This window comes from Sneathiella marina (genome assembly GCF_023746535.1).
In the GTDB taxonomy this organism is placed as follows: Bacteria; Pseudomonadota; Alphaproteobacteria; order Sneathiellales; family Sneathiellaceae; genus Sneathiella; species Sneathiella marina.
Genome location: NZ_CP098747.1, coordinates 605,708 through 623,942, shown reverse-complemented (window position 1 = coordinate 623,942; position 18,235 = coordinate 605,708). Strand labels below are relative to the sequence as shown.

Sequence of the window (18,235 nt, the reverse complement as noted above, 5' to 3'; positions counted from 1 at the left end):
CCCTAGCCGGATGATTTAGCCGGGCAGCTGGCCGCGTTCCTTTCCCAGGGTATATCCAGAACGTTGGAGTTATCGAAGAACCCGACGGGCATTAATTTAAACCCACAGGAAATGCAGGGCTGAACGGGATAGTCTTCCGGGCGCGGCATATGATGTAACCCGAACACATGCCAGGCGACCAGATCCTGATCGACAAGATCGCTGTCACTTTCTACGAATTTTGGCAATCCATCGCTGCCATCGCTGCCATTTACAAATTCACCCGCCGGAAACCGCTCCTCCGGATCAAAGGCTGTCACCCATAAATCATTATAGATGTAACCCGCCCGCTTGCCGGAGGGTCCGTCCGGTGAGATGAACGGTGTGACGGTCGACATTGGCATCAATTTATATGCCGTGGGTATCCCCACATGGTTTTTCCGCTCAGCACTTTTGAATTTCCAGAATCTCTGGGTCCCTTGATCAGCTTTACGCGCTGCCTTTTTCTCCGATACAAGCAAGGTCTCTGTTTGCCGGTAGGCATTTCCATAGGGATTATCCGGCCCCATCGGCTCCGCCGCCGTGTTGCATTCGACGACGGAATTCATATTACCATCAACGGTAATATCCAGCCGTGCACAGAAAACATGCTGGTGAATCTGGCCCAGCACACCGGGGGACACCTCGACACCGTAGGGGCCCGGATGACCAGGCAGGCAAGCCGTCGTATTAATAATGCCCGTGGCCTTGATTTCAAACTCTATGGTCCCGTCAAGATACAGATACCAGTAATATCCATATTCATAATTACCGACCGTTGTTATGGATGAAATAACCAGCCGCCGGGCGCGCCTGGTTTCTCTCCGGCCGGTGCGGAAATCGTAATGCTTCCATAAAATGCCCGTGTCTTCTTCATGAATACAAATGGCGTTCCGCAAAGTGACCGTTTGGCCCTCACGGTCATTGAGAACCGCATCCAGATATTGGATGGATCCGAGACAATCACACCCCAATTCCAATGAATTGATTAACCGCCCGACACCATATTCCCCCACATCAAAGACGTTCTTTCGCGGATGTGCCCCTTCGGGCGACCCGTAGGGCACCATCATCTCGGCAATTGACGCCCGGTAGAGAACGGGCCGACCGCCAATAGATACCTGATGCAGTGTCAATCCCTCACGCGCATTGAAACCAATGACCAGTTGCCAGTCATGCCAGTTCAGCTGATCGCCGGTCATCGTAAAGCTGACCCCGTCAGGCTGCTCTACGTTAATTGGCCGTAAATCCTCGCGTATAGTCGCCTGGTATGTCCGGTCGTAATTTGAAGCAGCCCGCGGGACCGGTACATCTCCCGTGTCAAAAACGTCAATAACTTCGCCGGTTCGAATATCAATGGTCGCATTCAGCCCCTCGAGTGGATGAGCGTAGTGATTATCCAGCTTGTCATTTCGAACCCAGCAAAAAACATGGGAAACGCGGCGCCCCTTTTCATTCTCAACACCAAAGTTTCCGGCGGACCAGGCATCCGCCGTCACCAGCGATATATCCTCGATACCCCGGCGTTCACATGCGGCGATAAATCGCGGATCGGCTTTCAACGCTTCTTCAATCTCGCCAAATTCTTCCGGCGCAATCATCGGATGGGCGTCTGGCAAATATGTCGAAGACAGGAGAGCTTCAGAATCCAGTGAAACAAGGCTTCGGGTGACACCGTTTTGGGCCGGCGAGTAGCTGTTTACCCAAGCCTGCCGGATAAGCTTTGTGCCGGGCACATGAGCAGCAACATTGGCCTTATCCGGTTCAGCCAACTCAATCATTTCGAAATGCAGATCGGCATCCTGCTCGAGAGTGTTTTTTACAATCTCGGCAGCCTTTAGGATTTCTGCAGCTGATAGGGACGAAAGCGGATGCCGCGTCGTCCCAATATGAATTTCATCCATCATATTATTCCCTGATCATGCGAAATGTTGAAAGTGGTAATTCATCATCCCCTAAACAGGACCCAATTGGCAAGGCGAAGGCTGCAATGTTCCATGATGATGGCTTGACCGGATGGGCGCTATATGGAATGTTTCCAATATAATAGTACGATTATTTCTGAGAGAGGTTTATCTACATGTGCGACTTTCACCATGAAACTTCACAGAAATTTCAAGTTTCCCGACGAAATCTTCTAAAGGCCGGTGTTGCCGCCAGCGTCACGCCATTTGGCATGACGGGAGCGTTTTCCGCTTTTGCCAATAACGCCCCCAATGCAATTACGCCTGCCGATGCGCTCGCCCGGTTAATGGAGGGCAATGGTCGCTACGTCGCTAACATGCCTGAACAGCAGGATTTTTCTGCCAATCGTCCGAATCTGGTAAAAGCCCAATTCCCCATTGCGTCGATCCTTAGCTGTTCGGACTCGCGGGTCGTCCCGGATATGGCCTTTGATCAGGACCCCGGCGATCTTTTCATCATGCGAGTTGCCGGCAACGTCATGAGTCCGAACTTGCTTGCCTCCCTCGAGTATGGCGTCAAGTTTTTGGGAACCCCGTTGGTTATTGTCATGGGGCATACCAGTTGCGGCGCTGTGGGTGCTGCAATTGATGTTCTCCAGAATGAGGCCGACCTTCCCGGGCACCTGCCGGAACTTATCTCTGCCATTGAACCCGCGGTAATCAAGGCGAAAGCAGAGAAATCGGGAGATTTGTTGAACAATTCAATCGTTCAAAATGTCCGTGAGCAAGTTGCCAAATTGAAAATATCTGCACCGATCGTCAATAAATTTTACAATGACAAAAAGATCGATATCGTTGGGGCTGTTTATGATCTGAAAGACGGCAGAGTTTCTCTCGTGTAAAGGGTACCAATCCGTCGTTCATCCCCATCGCAAAGGCCTTTATTCCCCTCCCGCAGGGGCTACTGATATACGAATTTTCCTGTATCGACGCAGCAGGTTATCTTTTTTCAGACGCGATAATTGATCCAGATATGTCCTGCCATCGAGGTAATCCATTTCATGCTGGATAACCGTGGCGAGAAAACCTTCCGCCGTTAGCTCCTGAGCTGTTTGCATCTCATCAAAATAAGAAACTGCTATTTTTTTTGGCCGGCGCACTTGTGCTTCAATGCCCGGATAGCTCAGCGATGCCTCGGTGAAAATCTGCGTTTCGTCAGACGCGTCAACAATGTGCGGATTAATCAAAATAAGGGGATCTTTTTTGCCATCCGTCTGCAGATCAATGACAATGATCTGCTTTAGTACGCCAACCATATTTCCGGCAAGCCCCAGACCTTTATGCGCATATAATGTCTCCAACATATCGGCGATACATTGCCGGAGTGCCCCATCAAAACTGTCAACTTTCGATGCTTTCTGACGAAAAATTGGATTTGGCGCCAGAATAATAGGTAAGTTCAACATATTCATACCTCGGGCTTACAGTGTTTCTTTAACTGGGCGCAAACTCTATCGCCGAGCCGTACCGTACCCTGAAGACACAATTCCAATAAAATGCCTGTTGCGAAAACATACACGATCAACATTAAAGTTCCGCGGCAGCAAATGTATTGCAGGTATCTACATTTCCCGTTTCAAATCCTTTTGTGAACCATCTTACTCTCTGCCTGGACGTGCCATGGGTAAAGGAATCGGGAACAACTCTCCCTGTGCCTTGATGTTGCAATCGATCATCCCCAATTGCCGCTGCCGCATTCAAGGCTTCGCCAACATCCCCGGCGTCAAGTAACTGACGCGCATTGTCGGCATAATAGGCCCATATGCCAGCGAAACAATCTGCCTGCAACTCCAGCATGACCGACAGTTTATTCCCCTCAGCTTTGCTTAACTTACTGCGTTGCTTGTTTACCTGTTGTGAAATTCCAAGCAATGTCTGTATATGGTGCCCTACTTCATGTGCAATAACATATGCTTGCGCAAAATCCCCGGGGGCACCAAAGCGGTTCTTCAAGTCCTGGAAAAATGATAGATCAAGATAGACTTTTCGATCCCCCGGACAGTAGAACGGCCCCATTGCTGACTGAGCATATCCACAGGCCGAGTTCACGGTGTCTGAAAAAATAACGAGCTTTGGTTCCTCATATTGCCTCTGCGCGTTCGCAAACAGGGTATGCCAAGTATCTTCTGTATCGGCCAGAACCACTGCTACAAATTGGCTGGGTTCATCACCTTGCACGGGTTGCCGGTTCTCTACTTGCGATACGGGCTGCATGCCCCCTTGCAGCAAGACGGCTGGATCAACACCAAGAAACAGCGAAACCCCAACAATAATCAGGATTCCAACCAGCCCAAAACGACCACCGCGCCCTTTTGGTAATCGAACCGGCAATCTGCGCCCACCACGATAACCTCCCGCGCTGGTTTGCTGTCGCCTGTCCTCAATATTGTCGCTTTGCCGGCGACCCCGCCATTTCATGGTTTTTCCCCTGTGATTCAAATTACTTCGCTAACGAAAATAATATTATAAAAACACAGGATCTCTAAATTTTTATTCCCACCTTCCCTTCACGCCGCGGCGTCGCTAAAATATATACTGGCGTCTTCTGTCGCCATTCCATGAAAGGATTGTCTAGCCGGGCGTGTTTGAAAAACTCGAATTACGTCCGATCGTCGTCCATTTAGGCAATGCCATCAAATTAGAGCCACGCGTATCCTTTACCTCTGCATCCCCTACAAAAACATACCCTTTGTTACGGACAGTCTTAATGTAAGATGGTATTTCTCCATGCGGCTCAACAATTTTACGAAGCTTCGCGACAAGATTATCGACGCGCCTATCATCATAATTCCAGGGCACCGAAAATATCTCTTTTGAAATTTCATCCCTGGACAAGACTTCGTACCGCCGATTGACGAACATCATCATCATCTGGAATTCATTCCCGGAAAGCTTGAATTTTTTTGTGTCAGGCCCGTACACTTCCATTTTGTCCATCAAGACATGAAAGGTTTTCTCCGCTAAATCTTCGTGTATTTGTGACGGCTTCATCCGCTGTTTAATCCGTAACAAAAGTTCACGGCAGCTCACAGGCTTGGATAGACAGTCATCGGCCCCGGACTCCAGGGCGCATATTTTCTGAGCAGTTAGTGTTTCGCTGTCAACGATAACGATTTTGATGATATTATCATCTGTCCGAATTGCCTCTATCAGGCCTATCCCACTGCCATCGGGTAGCTTTGCGTTCACAATGACAACATCATAGTGACTCCCACCACCCAGTTTAACGGCTGCCTGAATATCCGCAGCAGTATCAACTGTAAATCCAAGCAATCTCATATAATCTGAAATCTGGGCCTGAAAAGAAAGATCTGAATCAATTAGTAAAACCCGAGAACTCTCGAAAGCGGTTTTTTGAAATATACTTGCGTTGCATAACCTCTCCATTACATACCCTAGCCTCTCGTATACCTGTACTAAAAATTACTCGTTTATGCTCGTGCCTGCGTAATTACTTTCCGAGACACCTGGATTAAAATCTGAGAACGTTTCTTTTTATGGCGGTTCATCTACATAAAATTTACCGCTTCATCAATCGCATTTATATTATATCTAGTTTCATAAATCGTTAGATAAGCTTGAATAAAGTGCCAAATATTCACTCGTGTTAAATGTATTATTTTACATATATCACTCGCTTCAATTATATGGTACATTTATTACATCAATAGCGTTTGTAACCGACAAAGAAGATATTTGTAATAAATCTTGACTATCGGCATTGTATTCGCGCCCTTCTAATCGTTAAAAATGTTTAAAATTTGACTAAAAACAACTTTATGCAAATTCGAATTCCAAAAGCCCTAAAAAACATCAAATTTCCATAAGTACACTGACGCCAGCCACTCAACCGTACTGTGAATGCAGCTCCTAAATCCTCCTATAACGAGTGCAATAATCGAAATATGCAAGTCGATTTCAGGCGTCAATAGACGGCTTCTTAAAAAAATTTCGATTACATTAAGCGACCTGAAAATTACAGCCAATCATTACATTCGAATACGGAGGCCCATGCCATCACAGTTTTACAATCGCCACACCGGAAGAAAGAAATTCTCCTCACGGCAATCCGTCGACTTGCCTACAGTATTTCTATTTTCCAAGCTTCAATCTACAATTTGTAGTCTCGTGAAGTAATATGAAAATATCGCCTATATGTATTACATATTAAATACATAAAGAAATCATATATATGATGTTTATTTCATATTTTAAGGAGAGATATGTGATTCAATTGGGTAGAAAATGGGGTTTTACAATGTAACCAATGACAATTCCGCCTGCGTCCCAATATTGTTATATGACATTTTGGATACGAGGAGTAAGTAAAGCATGGCAACGGAATTGCACGCTCACGATGTTGAATTCAAGGACAATACGGACGGTGCCTTGGGAAATGTCAATTTCCTCCCTGCCTCTCAGAGCGACGAATATAGCCAGTTTCTCGAAGCCATCAATAACTCAGTTGTCCACTATCAGCCCATATTCGATATCCAGCGCCAGATTGCCGTTGGCGCGGAAGCATTACTCCGGACAAAAACATGCTATAAGGGTATGTCTTACCCACAGATTATTCAATACGCACAAGATAATGATTTCGTTCCGAGGATAACAGAAGTTGTCCTAAAGGACGTTTTGACGCGGGCACGGACAGAAACCAGATCACTTGGCGCGATTGGTCAATATGGAAATACAAATCAAATTCCTGAGGAGTATATCTATACAATTAATATTTCCCCCGCTTGCCTAGAAGATCAGGTTTGCATTGACCTGGTCAATCAGTTTTTGTTTGTCGCATCCAACAGGTTTAGGTTGATTTTGGAATTGTCGGAATGCAATGCTTTCCCCTGTGACCTATTGGATGATTTTCACGACCGAGTCGGACGCGACAGCCGGATAAAGTTTGCCATAGATGATTTCGGTGTCGGACAGTCGCGATTTGAAAACCTTAACTCGCCATTGGTTGCCTGGGTAAAAATAGACAGATCCTTTCTACCGGTAAATCAGGACAACAATAAACATCGCACCTTTAGGGCCGTTGTCGAATTTGCGCAATTCTTCGATTGCGATGTCGTTATAGAAGGTATTGAAACGAAATTGCAGCTTGATCTGGTCTCCCAGTTAGAGGGGGTCACTCTGGCCCAGGGCTACCTGCTGGCGCGCCCCGCCCCGTAAAGAACATCCTTCTTCTCTGCCCGGCCTGCTGTTTAAAGAACAGGGCGGCCTGCTTCCATGTCATCAAATTTAGGACCCCGTCGGTACGAAATTACCGTGCAATCCAAAAGGTAAAGGGAAAGCTGCCTCAAAACGGGCAATTGGACCATTTTCGGGCTTCTCCGCATCAAAGACGTTCAGGGAAGTCCGCTGCCTGTTGTAATCAAGGGACGTCCCGACGAGCCATCCCTGCCCCTCTTGATCACTTCGTGGGTTGGCAACGAAGACATGTTCCTCCGCCTGCTCCTGGGCCCCGAATTGATAGAATGTAAGGGCTCCCGCCTTCTGATCGAGCCTGCATATCCTATCAAATCCGGCATGGGATAGTTCTCCGCTGGATTTCATGAGGAAACTGAAGCGCGCTCGCACGCCTTGCCTGCGGTCATCTATTCGCGGAAACTCCGATGCAGCGGCCTCAGGCACTTCCTCATAGGTAAAACTGCGTTTCCCTGGATGCAGACGTGCCGACATAAATCGGGATCCAAGGGAACTGATTTCTCGGCCCCGCATAACATTCCGAAACCCTTGGGTCATGATGTTGGGGGTTCGATATATGGGACAGCTAAAAGCGATAGATCCGTCTGGCTCATCATACGCATTCGCAAAATGGAAAACCCAGAACGCAGGGATTTCGATTTCCTGCACCTTGGAAGAATCATTCTTGTCTATGACCAGCGCAACCCCACCCCTTTCCGGATACCATTCAAAATGATCAAGAAAGCTGCCTTGCCGGGACGTATCATAATGAAAAGGCGGCAGGATAAAAACCAGATACTTTTCCGTAATCATGAAGTCGTGAACCATGGATGAATAGGGAAGTTTGATGAGGTCTACATTTTTTAGGGTTCCGTCCGCAGCAATTTGATAGACGATCAACGCTCCGAAGGAGGTAGCGTAACCAAAATTCCATAAAGTCCCATTGGCATCTTTTCGCGGATGGGCACTGAAAGGCAACCCTTTGGTATCCGCACTCCAGGTTTTTAATCCCAACGTTTCCAAAGTGTCGGGATCCAGCCGATAGGCGGATCCACCTTCCCACAAGGCCAATAGTTCACCGGCATGGGTAATGACATTGATGTTTGCTACATTGAGGGCGTCATTGTTTGAGGGAGATCGCAATGACAGTAAAGCGGTTCCAAAGCCCTGCTCAATTGCATGTCCGGCCTTGGCTTCCGATTGAAATTTTGCCGTCCGGACAAATCGCCCTTGATGCGTAACTCCGTCCTCACTGAACCGGAAAGCATTTACCAAACCATCGCCATCGAACCAGTGATGATACCGCATGTCTCCAACAACATGCTGAGCCGGACCGTTTCGATACAACACCCCCCGCAGATCGTCTGGTAGCTGCCCCTTTTGTGTAAGTGCAGTAACGCCGAAATCATGTCCGGAAATACCCTCATAACCTAACAGCCAGGGTTTTTCTTTCAGCGCGATAGAAAACTCTTTTTTCCAACTCTCGCCAGCCACAACATTTGAAATACCTGAAACTGTACCCATGGCCAGAGAGGCTGCGAATGTTTTCAGAAAATCCCGACGATTCATAACTGTTCTCCTCAGTGAAAAGACAAGCTCAGTATTCGATGGTCACATCATTCGCCACATTCGAGGTCTTGATCTCGATGACTGCCTCCACAAATGAAGGAGGGCCCAGGCTCCCCCGCGCGTTGTTTGAAAAACCATACCCCTCTGTCGGAATACCAAATAAATTGGAATCCAGTTTTTCATTCCCATTTTCATCGTGAAACAAAGTCACCGCATAGTTTCCAGGTTGCAAGCCGGAAAAAATAAAAACGAGGGATCCTGGCACCGCATTCTGTGCCTGAGCGGCAACCGGCTTTCTATCTTTTGGAAACCCCTTTTCTCCATCATGCAATGCAATACGTATTGTACCATCTGAACTGCGAATACCTTGCACATTCACCCTTAAATCTGCTGCAGCAGCAAAAGAAACGGTAAAGGCGCCAATAGCCGCGGCCACTGTCATCGATGCGGTGATATTCGATACTCTTTTTCTAATTCGTCTGTTCATTTTCCAGCTCCTCAATTGTTGCATCACACCAGGAAATCAAACTTCTGGTTTGGCTCATTCCAAAGCGTAATGTCATACGCCAATATCTGGCTTTCGCTGTTTCCTTGGTCAGGCCTTTTAGTCGCGCATCGATCCCTTTATATTTCTCCAAGGTGGCCATGGCGTCGGCCCTTGCCTGCCGGCAATGAAGGAGTATGTCTGCCGTATCTCCTTCCGACGCAAAAAAGACTTTCAACAATAATTCATTGCGCGGAGGACGGGTCTTTGGAGCATCCGACAACCAGTGCCGAAGCGCCCGGCGACCGTCATCCGTAATCGCATATGTCCGCTTTGATCGACTATCATTGGCAGCATCATCAATTTCCTCAATCAGACCCGCGTGATGTAAATCGCGAAGATGGGGATAAAGCTGCCCGAAACTCTCGCTCCAGAAATTCTCAAGGCTCCCCTCGATTTCCTGTTTAAGCTCATAGCCTGACATTGGTCGCCAGGTCAGCAACCCAAGCAGGGGAATGGACGACCGTTTTAATGTCATTCAATACCTATGTATCTTTTAGATATATCTATTAGATACAATAACCAAAAAATGTCAAACGGATAATTCCCCAACTTATGTGCGCTTGATCACAAGAAATAAAGCTATTTGGTATCTTCTGCTATTCAGGAAATCCAATTGGCGGTCGGTGTAGATCAATGATGTCCTGATTTTAGTCCTATCCGGACGTTGCTTTTTTACTTCGATTTCTGAAAATCTTCTTCAAGGAAGGATTGCGTAGCCCTGAATAACTGATCCCGGCGACGCTCAATCAACGCCGAATGGGTCATGTTCCCTACAATCGTATAGCGACGATGGGGCGTGTTAACAAGTTTATGGTAGAGAGTGATTGCACCCTCCGGCGAGGTCTCGATGTCTTTCTCGCCGACGATGATCAATGTCGGGACTTTAACTTCAGCCGGATCATATTGAAATACACCTTGAGACCAACGACATACCTTGTCATCAACAACGCCCGTCGGTGCCCTCAATAACGGTGGATCATGGTTGGCAGAATTAGGATCGCTGGTAATAGCCTCGTCAAGCCATCGCTGCTGCCAGTCAGGTTCGATGATATCGTCAATTTCAGCCGCCGTAAGTCCATGCTCCCAGCGCGCCTTTATTGAATTGGCATCGACATACCGATACGCGGATGTTGGGCGCTCACTCCCGATCAAGGATGCCCCGGAATTGAGCATGCTTGTTCCATACAGAGCAAGCCGCTCAACTTTTTCATTATTCATGGATGTAAAGGCACCCGTAATTAAGGTTCCCCACGAATATCCAATCAATTGCAGCTTTTCGATGTTCCGTTTTGCAAGTATGAAATCGACCATTAACGCAAGATCATCAACTGCGACATCGGTATGGACAATGGGTCCATTTGCGTCGGCCGGCTCTGACATTTCTGCTGGCCGGTCAGACCGACCGTATCCCCGGATATCCATGAGCCAACAGTCAAATCCAGCGTCCGCCAATGTATCCATCCATGAATATCCACCGGCAACGAAATCAAAAGTTACCGACGAAGGATAGGTCGCCCCATGTACAAACAGCAGCGTCCGGTCCGGCTTTCCAAGCAAGGTATCCGGGCGCCGCTTGTTTCGTAGGTATATTGAAATATCGGAATCGTCAGTGGGAACCATGAATTCTTCTACAATCTGATTCTTCATAACGATCCCCTACCGATGCCTGCTACCACATATCATGCTTTTGCGCTTCGGCACGACCAACGACCATATGATGTACTTCATCCGGGCCATCGGCAAACCGAAGGTGGCGCTGATGGGCGTACATTGTGGCCAGCGGTGTCCATTGCGAGACGCCGGTGGCGCCGTGCATTTGGATTGCCTGATCAATAATCACACAGACTTTTTCCGGCACCATCGCCTTCACCGCACTGACATAGACACGCGCTTCCCTATTTCCAAGCACGTCCATCGCCTTGGCTGCTTGAAGGACCATCAGCCGCATGGCGTCAATTTCTATGCGCGCCCGGGAAATAACCTCAACATTCTTGCCAAGTTTCAAAATCGTTTTACCGAAAGCTGTGCGGCTACCGGCGCGGTTGACCATCAACTCCAGGGCTTTTTCTGCCTGGCCCAACGATCGCATACAATGATGAATACGCCCAGGTCCCAGTCTGACTTGAGAAATCTCAAATCCTCGCCCTTCACCCAGCAGCATATTCTCTTCTGGAACCCGTACATTATTGAATTTGATATGCATATGACCGCGCGGGGCATGGTCTTCACCAAAAACCTGCATCCCTTCAAGAATCTCCACGCCCGGCGTGTCAATCGGCACGAGAATTTGCGATTGTTGTTTTGAGGCCGGTGCATCAGGACTGGTTTTGACCATGGTAATCATGATCTTGCATCTTGGATCACCAGCACCCGAAATATAGTATTTTTCACCATTAATGACCCATTCGCCATTTTCCAGATGAGCTGTCGTGCTAATATTCTTCGCATCAGAAGACGCTTGACCGGGTTCCGTCATTGCATAGGCTGACCTTATCTCTCCGTTCAATAGCGGCTTCAACCATTTTTCCTTTTGGGCAGGCGTTCCAACCCGCTCCAATACTTCCATATTCCCGGTGTCCGGTGCGCTACAATTCAAGGTTTCAGACGCCAGACTGTATTTGCCAAGCTCGGACGCGATATAGGCATAGTCAAGATTGCTCAGTCCTTCACCGGTATCCGCATCGGGCAGGAAAAAATTCCATAATCCGGATTCCTTGGCTTTTGCTTTCGCACCGTCCAGCAACTCCAACTGACGGGGATGCCAACTCCAACGGTCTTCTTTTCCTTCGTTTAATGCAAAGAATTCTTCCGTTATTGGTGCGACATTTTCCTCAATATGCTTTTGCAAAGCATGAAGCAAAGGGCGTGCTTCTTCTGACATAGCTAGGTTGAACAATTCCTGGTCGTTTCCCGACATATTTTTTTATCCTCATTGTTAAAGGTTGATTGCAGCCGATGCTGCGTTTCTTGACCCCATCTGTCAACCGCCATTCCCTTGGTAAGGCAATTGGGCGGTTGCCAAACGGATTATAAAGGCCCCGTGAGGGTGGCGCGTTGAGATAACTCAATCCAGTTCCCATCCGCATCTCGGATAAAACCATAGCGAACGGTTGTACCAAGCGTTCGCGGCTCATGTCCTCCGTTTCCACCAAGATCGATAACATTTTTATATTCGCCATCCGCATCATAGATCTGCGCAGTTAAATAGCGATATCCTTTTGCAAGCTGCTGAGCATCGCTGGTTGCCTCAGGGTCCAGCTCAGCAATTATAACACTGGTACCGCAGATGTAGGCATGATCACCAGCTTCCGGCTTTGCAGGAAGAGATAATATTCGCCCGTAAAAATCATCGAAGGCAACCAAACTTGTCACTTTCACCCGAACACCAATTCCGGAAATCCCCAGGTAATTAGCCGGGATCAACGACACCGCATTCCCATCGGGATCAAGAAAATGCTTAGGCTCTGTAATATTTTCCCGTGCGAGCAAAAGCTCTCTGTAGCCCGCCGCCGGTGCTATTGGCAATGGATCACGCGCGTGGTTAATTTTAAGAATGGGGCCTGTTGGTCCGTCCCCCAAAAAATGACGATGTTGCTGAACGCCGCCTCCCAATTTCCCCATATGATCAAATGAAAGGCCTATTTCAGTTTGCCAGAACTCCAGCATGGCATCGCGATTATTCGTATAAAGGCCAATATCAAGATGTTGTTTCGCGAGTTTAATAGCGATCTCCTTTTTTTTGCGAATTAGAGACTTTTTTGCTTAGGAATGAAACCCTTGTTTATATTTTTCCGGAAAGAAAATTGACGGCCATCTGGATAAAGCAAAACTTGTTCACTATCCCCGTCTGGATTATCCTCATCTTTACAATCGCAGGTAATCAAAAACGATCTGGGCTTCGCCCAAAAGAAAAGGAACGCGATATGGCATTGATAAGCGCTATTGAAAAATCCCACAGATCCATGGTGGAAGGCCGCGATGTTCCCTGGCTGCTCGATCAATGGGTAACCCGCAACCCTGATAAACCGTTCTTGGTATGGGAACCTTTTGACGGACGCAGAAAAATCTATACCTATGCTGAAGTCGGGCAAAAGGTAGATGCGTTGGCGGGCGCATTGCATGCAAAAGGGATCACTTTAGGGGACAGCATCCTGATCCATTTGGATAATAGTCCGGAATTTATAATATCCTGGTTCGCCTGCGTTAAAATTGGTGCCATAGCCGTGTCGACCAATACCCGATCGGTTGCCCGGGATATGAGTTATTTTGCCGAACATTCTGGTGTCGTTGCTGCAATCACACAGCCCTGTTTCGCAAAACTGGTTTTTGATACAGCGCCAAATGTTAGTTTCCTGATCTTAACGGATAATGACTCTGGTGTTCCAGCATCGGCTCCTGAAGACATTCCCCATCTGGCGTTTTCTGACTTACTCAAAGCTGACAATGAAATTCCGACGCGCGCCGTCGATCCACATGCCGACTTAAGTGTGCAATTTACGTCCGGCACGACCTCACGACCAAAAGCAGTATTGTGGTCCCATGCAAACGCTATCTGGGGTGCACAAATGAGCGCAGCGCATATGCGACTTCGGGACGACGATATCACCCAGGTTTTTTTGCCGTTATTTCATACGAACGCCCAATCCTATTCAATGTTAGCGATGTTATGGGTTGGTGGTACGATTGTTGTACAACCAAAATTTTCTGCCTCGCGCTTCTGGGATGTTGCCCGGAGGAATAAATGCACATGGGCCTCCCTCATTCCCTTTTGTGTAAAGGCCCTGCTTGCTCAAGACCCGCCGCCGGACCATTGTTTTCGTTTCTGGGGCCCGGGAATTCGTATGAAAATAGTCGAGGAAACATACGGCATTAAAACATTTGGCTGGTGGGGAATGACCGAAATTATCACTCAAGGAATATTTGGCGATATCGATCAACCCGGACCTGATCTGGGAATTGGACGGGTAGCGCCGGGATATGATATCGAAATTCGCGATGAAAAGGGAGCTTACATTACCCCGGGCTCACGCGGCCTGCTCTATATTCGGGGGGTTCGCGGGGTCAGCCTGTTCAAGGAATATTTTGACAATGACGAAGCAAATGCCAAGGCATTTGATGACGATGGCTGGTTTGAAACAGGAGATCTCATTGTCATGGATGAGGAGGGAAATCTGTTTTTTGGAGACCGCGAAAAAGATATGCTGAAAGTAGGCGGTGAAAATGTGGCCGCGTCTGAAATCGAATCCGTCATCAATGAAACCGGCTGGGTTAATGAATGTGCCGTGGTCGGGCAAAAGCATTCAATGCTGGATGAAGTGCCCGTGGTCTTTCTCATCCCAAGCCCGTCGGCGCCAGTAGATCTTGCTGCGCAGCTCGTAGATGTCTGCGAAAAAAACCTCACGGATTTCAAAGTAATCCGCGATGTGATAATTGTAGATGAGTTTCCTCGCTCCACCTTAGAGAAAATCGCCAAAAACGAGTTACGCGCAAGACTGCCAACTATCGAAGCCTGAAAGGAACTGTAATGGATGAAATCTGGCAATGGGGTGCCGTAAAAACGGCTGCAGCAATCCGCAACAAAGACATCAGTGCCAAAGACGCCGTTGCTGCCGCTTTATTGCGTATGGAAAAAATGAACGGCAGCGTAAATGCCGTGACGGTCGATTTGTCAACGGAAGCCCGCAAAGCCGCAGACGAGGCAGATGCTATTCAATCGACAGGTGTCGCAACGGGCCCACTGCATGGCGTTCCCATTACGATCAAGGAAAATGTCGATCAAGCAGGATATAGTACGCCCAACGGAATTCCCGATCTTGACAAAATCATCGCGAATGAAGATTCACCGGTCGTTTCAAATTTGAGAAAAGCGGGTGCAATTATCATCGGCCGGACAAACACACCGGAATTCAGCTACCGTTGGTTTACCGACAATCCGTTGCGTGGGAAGACCTTGAACCCGTGGGATCATGGGATCACACCGGGTGGATCCTCCGGCGGTGCCTCCTCATCCGTCGCCTTGGGGATTGGAGCAATGGGGCATGGCAACGATCTTGGTGGCTCCCTGCGGTATCCAGCCTATGCTTGCGGTGTTGCAACTATTCGCCCCAGTATGGGTCGAGTTCCCGCCTACAACCCGACTGCCACGGAAGAGCGTCCGCCGATGGTCCAACTCATGTCCGTTCAGGGCCCCATTGCCAGAGAAGTGAGGGATGTGCGCTTATCGCTTGAGGCGATGATCCAGCCCGACCCCCGGGATCCTTGGCACACGGCAGCACCTCTAGATGGACCACATTTAGACGGGCCAATTAAAGTCGCATTAACGAAAACTCCGGCTGGTGTTTCCTGTCATCCAACCGTCGCCAAGGCTGTTGATGAAGCAGGACATCTGTTAGCCGCCGCAGGCTATGAGGTTGAACTGATTGATCCGCCGCTGGTTGCGGAGATTGCCGAGGCGTGGCGCAGCCTGTTGATGACGGATACCCAGGTCATGAGTGAAACTGCAATGCGCGCCATGGGCTCCGAGGACTTCATTCGCGTCCTTGACGGATACCTGGCAGCCTCTAACGCGCGGGATCTTGACGGCCAGACACGTGCTTTCGCAGATCGCACTCGCTTACTTCGGGCTTGGTCCGTCTTTATGGAAAGATATCCTCTCGTTGTCGCACCTGTCTCTCAGACGCCTCCCTTTCCACAAGACGCTGATCAACAGGGTAATGACCGGATCCGTGAAATGCTGGATGAACAAAGTATGCTTTATGCAATAAACCTTTTAGGACTTCCCTCGGCGGCCGTCCCCTTGGGCATTACTGATGGCATACCTACAGGCGTGCAAATCATCGGGCGACGGTTTCGAGAAGATACCTGCCTGGATGCAGCGCAAATTATCGAAAACACTGTTGGCGTTTTAGCCCATCAATTATGGGCCAGAGAATAACATAAATTCGCTTACCATTCGAAGGTTTCGCCAACAATCATGGTCGAAAATTCTTCGTCTGATAAGAGATGTTTCTTGCGCTTTGACATGAGCTCGATTTGCGGGTCGATCGGTCCTTCTGCCGTCAGAGGAAAGGTTCCCCAATGCATTCCAATACTTTTGGTCGCTTGAATATCCTGATGGATGAATATCGCCTCTTCCGGATTTACATGATAGGTCTTCATGAAGGATCGGGGAGCATAACCGCCGATGGGAATAAGCGCTAAATCCACGCCGCCTGTCGCCGCGCCAATCTCCTTAAACTGGACAGGGTTATACCCCGTATCACCGCCAAACCACAAAGTACGGTCGCCAAAATCCAGATACCAACTCGCCCACAGGGTTTCATGTCGATCTCCCAGTCCGCGCGCCGACCAATGTTGTGAGGGCATTGCCTGAATAGTAACCCCGTCCAATTTAGTCCGATCCCACCAGTCATGCTCTCGAATTCTTTCAGCCAGAATTCCTTGCTCAACAAACCAGGCTTTAAGGCCCAAGGGAACTAAATACATTGGCGTATTGCCCAATCGGCTTATGGTTTCGCTATCCAGATGGTCATAATGGTTATGGCTGATGACAACATAGTCAATGTCCGGCAATTTATCATAATCAACCACATGCTTGATGTATCTGGCAGGCCCGGCGAACGGCACGGGTGACGCTCTGTCGGCAAAAATCGGATCCGTCAGAATATTTTTACCGCCTTTTTGAATTAAAAAGGTGGAGTGGCCGAGCCAGCTAACCTGATTACGCGTGCCAGGCTCATTAACCAAATCAATATCCAGGTCCTTGACCGTAATTTCCGCCGCGCGGCTTTCATGATCCGCCCATTCAACATCGCTGAAAAATCGCATATAGAGAAAATCAAAAAAATTCTTGTCAGGATGCTCGATATGTAAGTTTCGATACCCCTCTGCAGTATGGTGCGGCGGTTTTTTCGTCTCTGCCATTGTTTGACTGGTGGTTTCGCAGGCAACCAGAAGCAGGGACGCCAGCATGGCGGACAACAACCCACGGCTGGCCGTTTTTACTGAAACACTTTTGGTAAATATTTTCATATTTATGGAACCAGATTTTCGAATACTAAGGAGACTACGAAACACGGATTGCTCAGGACAATTAAACAAATCATCTTTAGAAAACATTTCTCACATCAATTAGGAGCCATGTCATGCATAATATTTGAACTGCTTTAAAATTTACAACTGACATGGGGAGGAATTTTCTGGACCTTCACCTAACGATTGTTAGAATACCTCAAAATAAAATGCCAGGAAGGTGTCCCTATGAATGTTGAAGAAGCAATCCGTTCTCGAAAATCTGTCCGGGCCTTCACAGACCGGACCGTCCCGCAGGAAACCATCGAAAGAATTTTAAAGCTGTCCCAACAGGCGCCGAGCGGCACTAATACCCAGCCGTGGCATACATATGTCTGTACTGGCGCTGTAAAAAACGCCATTGCCACTGATGTGTGCGATCTATTTGATCAAGGCAAAGCTGAAAAATATGAAGACTATGACTATTATCCTTCAAACTGGAAGGATATTCATCGGGATCGTCGGCGCGGAGTCGGCTGGAGCCTATATGGGTTACTCGGCATCCAAAAAGGCGATCGTGAAAGAACAATGATCCAGGCCAAAAGAAACTATAAATTTTTTGACGCCCCGGTCGGAATGTTTTTCACAATGGATGCCTATCTCGGTAAAGGAAGCTGGTCCGATGTCGGGCTATATATGCAAACGGTGATGCTTGCTGCAAGAGGTGAAGGTTTGCATACCTGTCCGCAAGCAGCCTGGATCTCTTTTCAGGAGCCAATCTTCAGGCACCTCAATATTCCAGATGATCAGGTGCTTGTTTCGGGCATGGCATTGGGATATGAAGATACCAATGCCATAGAAAATACACTGGTTAGCGATCGCGAAGATGTTGCCAACGTCGTGCAGTATATAGGCTTCGAACCCGCAGATACTTAAT

16 protein-coding genes are annotated in these 18,235 nt (G+C 48.2%); 5 read left to right on the top strand and 11 right to left on the bottom strand.

Translation table 11 applies throughout. The features are described from left to right. Positions 1-2 precede the first annotated feature (2 nt). The gene (locus NBZ79_RS03110) at positions 3-1,925 is read right to left on the bottom strand and encodes a primary-amine oxidase (protein WP_251935430.1); all 1,923 of its coding nucleotides are present in this window, start codon (positions 1,923-1,925) and stop codon (positions 3-5) included. Between the two features lie 173 nt (positions 1,926-2,098). On the opposite strand from NBZ79_RS03110, the gene NBZ79_RS03105 reads away from it, so the two are divergent. Further along, entirely contained in the window at positions 2,099-2,824 is a 726-nt protein-coding gene (locus NBZ79_RS03105; RefSeq protein ID WP_251935428.1) for a carbonic anhydrase, read from the top strand. 39 nt (positions 2,825-2,863) lie between these two features. On the opposite strand, the gene def is transcribed toward NBZ79_RS03105, so the two are convergent. The 3 genes from def to NBZ79_RS03090 all read right to left on the bottom strand — a co-directional run bounded on the left by def (position 2,864) and on the right by NBZ79_RS03090 (position 5,261). After that, positions 2,864-3,388 (bottom strand): peptide deformylase, encoded by a 525-nt coding sequence (gene def, locus NBZ79_RS03100; protein WP_251935426.1) that lies wholly within the window; start codon positions 3,386-3,388, stop codon positions 2,864-2,866. A 121-nt stretch (positions 3,389-3,509) separates the two neighbouring features. After that, positions 3,510-4,400: a KPN_02809 family neutral zinc metallopeptidase gene (gene ypfJ, locus NBZ79_RS03095; protein WP_251935424.1), complete on the bottom strand. Its 891-nt coding sequence runs from the start codon at positions 4,398-4,400 to the stop codon at positions 3,510-3,512. 153 nt (positions 4,401-4,553) lie between these two features. Next, a complete protein-coding gene (locus tag NBZ79_RS03090; RefSeq protein WP_251935422.1) occupies positions 4,554-5,261 on the bottom strand; it encodes a response regulator transcription factor in 708 nt (235 codons plus the stop codon). A gap of 1,053 nt (positions 5,262-6,314) precedes the next feature. Here NBZ79_RS03090 and NBZ79_RS03085 point away from each other — a divergent pair. Further along, complete coding sequence (locus tag NBZ79_RS03085; protein WP_251935420.1) at positions 6,315-7,157, top strand: EAL domain-containing protein; 843 nt, start codon at positions 6,315-6,317, stop codon at positions 7,155-7,157. Positions 7,158-7,226: 69 nt separating this feature from the next. On the opposite strand, the gene NBZ79_RS03080 is transcribed toward NBZ79_RS03085, so the two are convergent. The 6 genes from NBZ79_RS03080 to NBZ79_RS03055 all read right to left on the bottom strand — a co-directional run bounded on the left by NBZ79_RS03080 (position 7,227) and on the right by NBZ79_RS03055 (position 12,954). Next, the gene (locus tag NBZ79_RS03080; protein ID WP_251935417.1) at positions 7,227-8,741 is read right to left on the bottom strand and encodes a carotenoid oxygenase family protein; all 1,515 of its coding nucleotides are present in this window, start codon (positions 8,739-8,741) and stop codon (positions 7,227-7,229) included. Between the two features lie 28 nt (positions 8,742-8,769). After that, positions 8,770-9,228, bottom strand: a complete 459-nt coding sequence (locus NBZ79_RS03075; RefSeq protein ID WP_251935414.1) for a DUF2141 domain-containing protein — start codon at positions 9,226-9,228, stop codon at positions 8,770-8,772. Then, positions 9,212-9,763: a PadR family transcriptional regulator gene (locus tag NBZ79_RS03070; protein ID WP_251935412.1), complete on the bottom strand. Its 552-nt coding sequence runs from the start codon at positions 9,761-9,763 to the stop codon at positions 9,212-9,214. The genes NBZ79_RS03075 and NBZ79_RS03070 overlap by 17 nt, the downstream gene beginning before the upstream one ends. A 197-nt stretch (positions 9,764-9,960) precedes the next feature. Beyond that, positions 9,961-10,935 (bottom strand): alpha/beta hydrolase, encoded by a 975-nt coding sequence (locus NBZ79_RS03065; RefSeq protein WP_251935409.1) that lies wholly within the window; start codon positions 10,933-10,935, stop codon positions 9,961-9,963. A gap of 22 nt (positions 10,936-10,957) precedes the next feature. Beyond that, on the bottom strand, positions 10,958-12,205 hold the full coding sequence (locus tag NBZ79_RS03060; RefSeq protein ID WP_251935407.1) for an acyl-CoA dehydrogenase family protein: 1,248 nt from the start codon (positions 12,203-12,205) through the stop codon (positions 10,958-10,960). Positions 12,206-12,315: 110 nt separating this feature from the next. Beyond that, positions 12,316-12,954 carry a VOC family protein gene (locus tag NBZ79_RS03055; protein ID WP_251935404.1) on the bottom strand — a complete coding sequence of 213 codons (639 nt, stop codon included), beginning with the start codon at positions 12,952-12,954 and terminating at the stop codon, positions 12,316-12,318. 257 nt (positions 12,955-13,211) lie between these two features. Here NBZ79_RS03055 and NBZ79_RS03050 point away from each other — a divergent pair, with 257 nt between their 5' ends. After that, the gene (locus tag NBZ79_RS03050) at positions 13,212-14,801 is read left to right on the top strand and encodes an AMP-binding protein (RefSeq protein ID WP_251935402.1); all 1,590 of its coding nucleotides are present in this window, start codon (positions 13,212-13,214) and stop codon (positions 14,799-14,801) included. An 11-nt stretch (positions 14,802-14,812) separates the two neighbouring features. Next, a complete protein-coding gene (locus tag NBZ79_RS03045) occupies positions 14,813-16,222 on the top strand; it encodes an amidase family protein (protein ID WP_251935399.1) in 1,410 nt (469 codons plus the stop codon). 11 nt (positions 16,223-16,233) lie between these two features. Here NBZ79_RS03045 and NBZ79_RS03040 read toward each other — a convergent pair whose 3' ends face one another. After that, positions 16,234-17,319 (bottom strand): MBL fold metallo-hydrolase, encoded by a 1,086-nt coding sequence (locus NBZ79_RS03040; protein WP_251935398.1) that lies wholly within the window; start codon positions 17,317-17,319, stop codon positions 16,234-16,236. A 228-nt stretch (positions 17,320-17,547) separates the two neighbouring features. On the opposite strand from NBZ79_RS03040, the gene NBZ79_RS03035 reads away from it, so the two are divergent. Further along, the gene (locus NBZ79_RS03035; RefSeq protein ID WP_251935395.1) at positions 17,548-18,234 is read left to right on the top strand and encodes a nitroreductase; all 687 of its coding nucleotides are present in this window, start codon (positions 17,548-17,550) and stop codon (positions 18,232-18,234) included. Position 18,235: the final 1 nt, after the last annotated feature.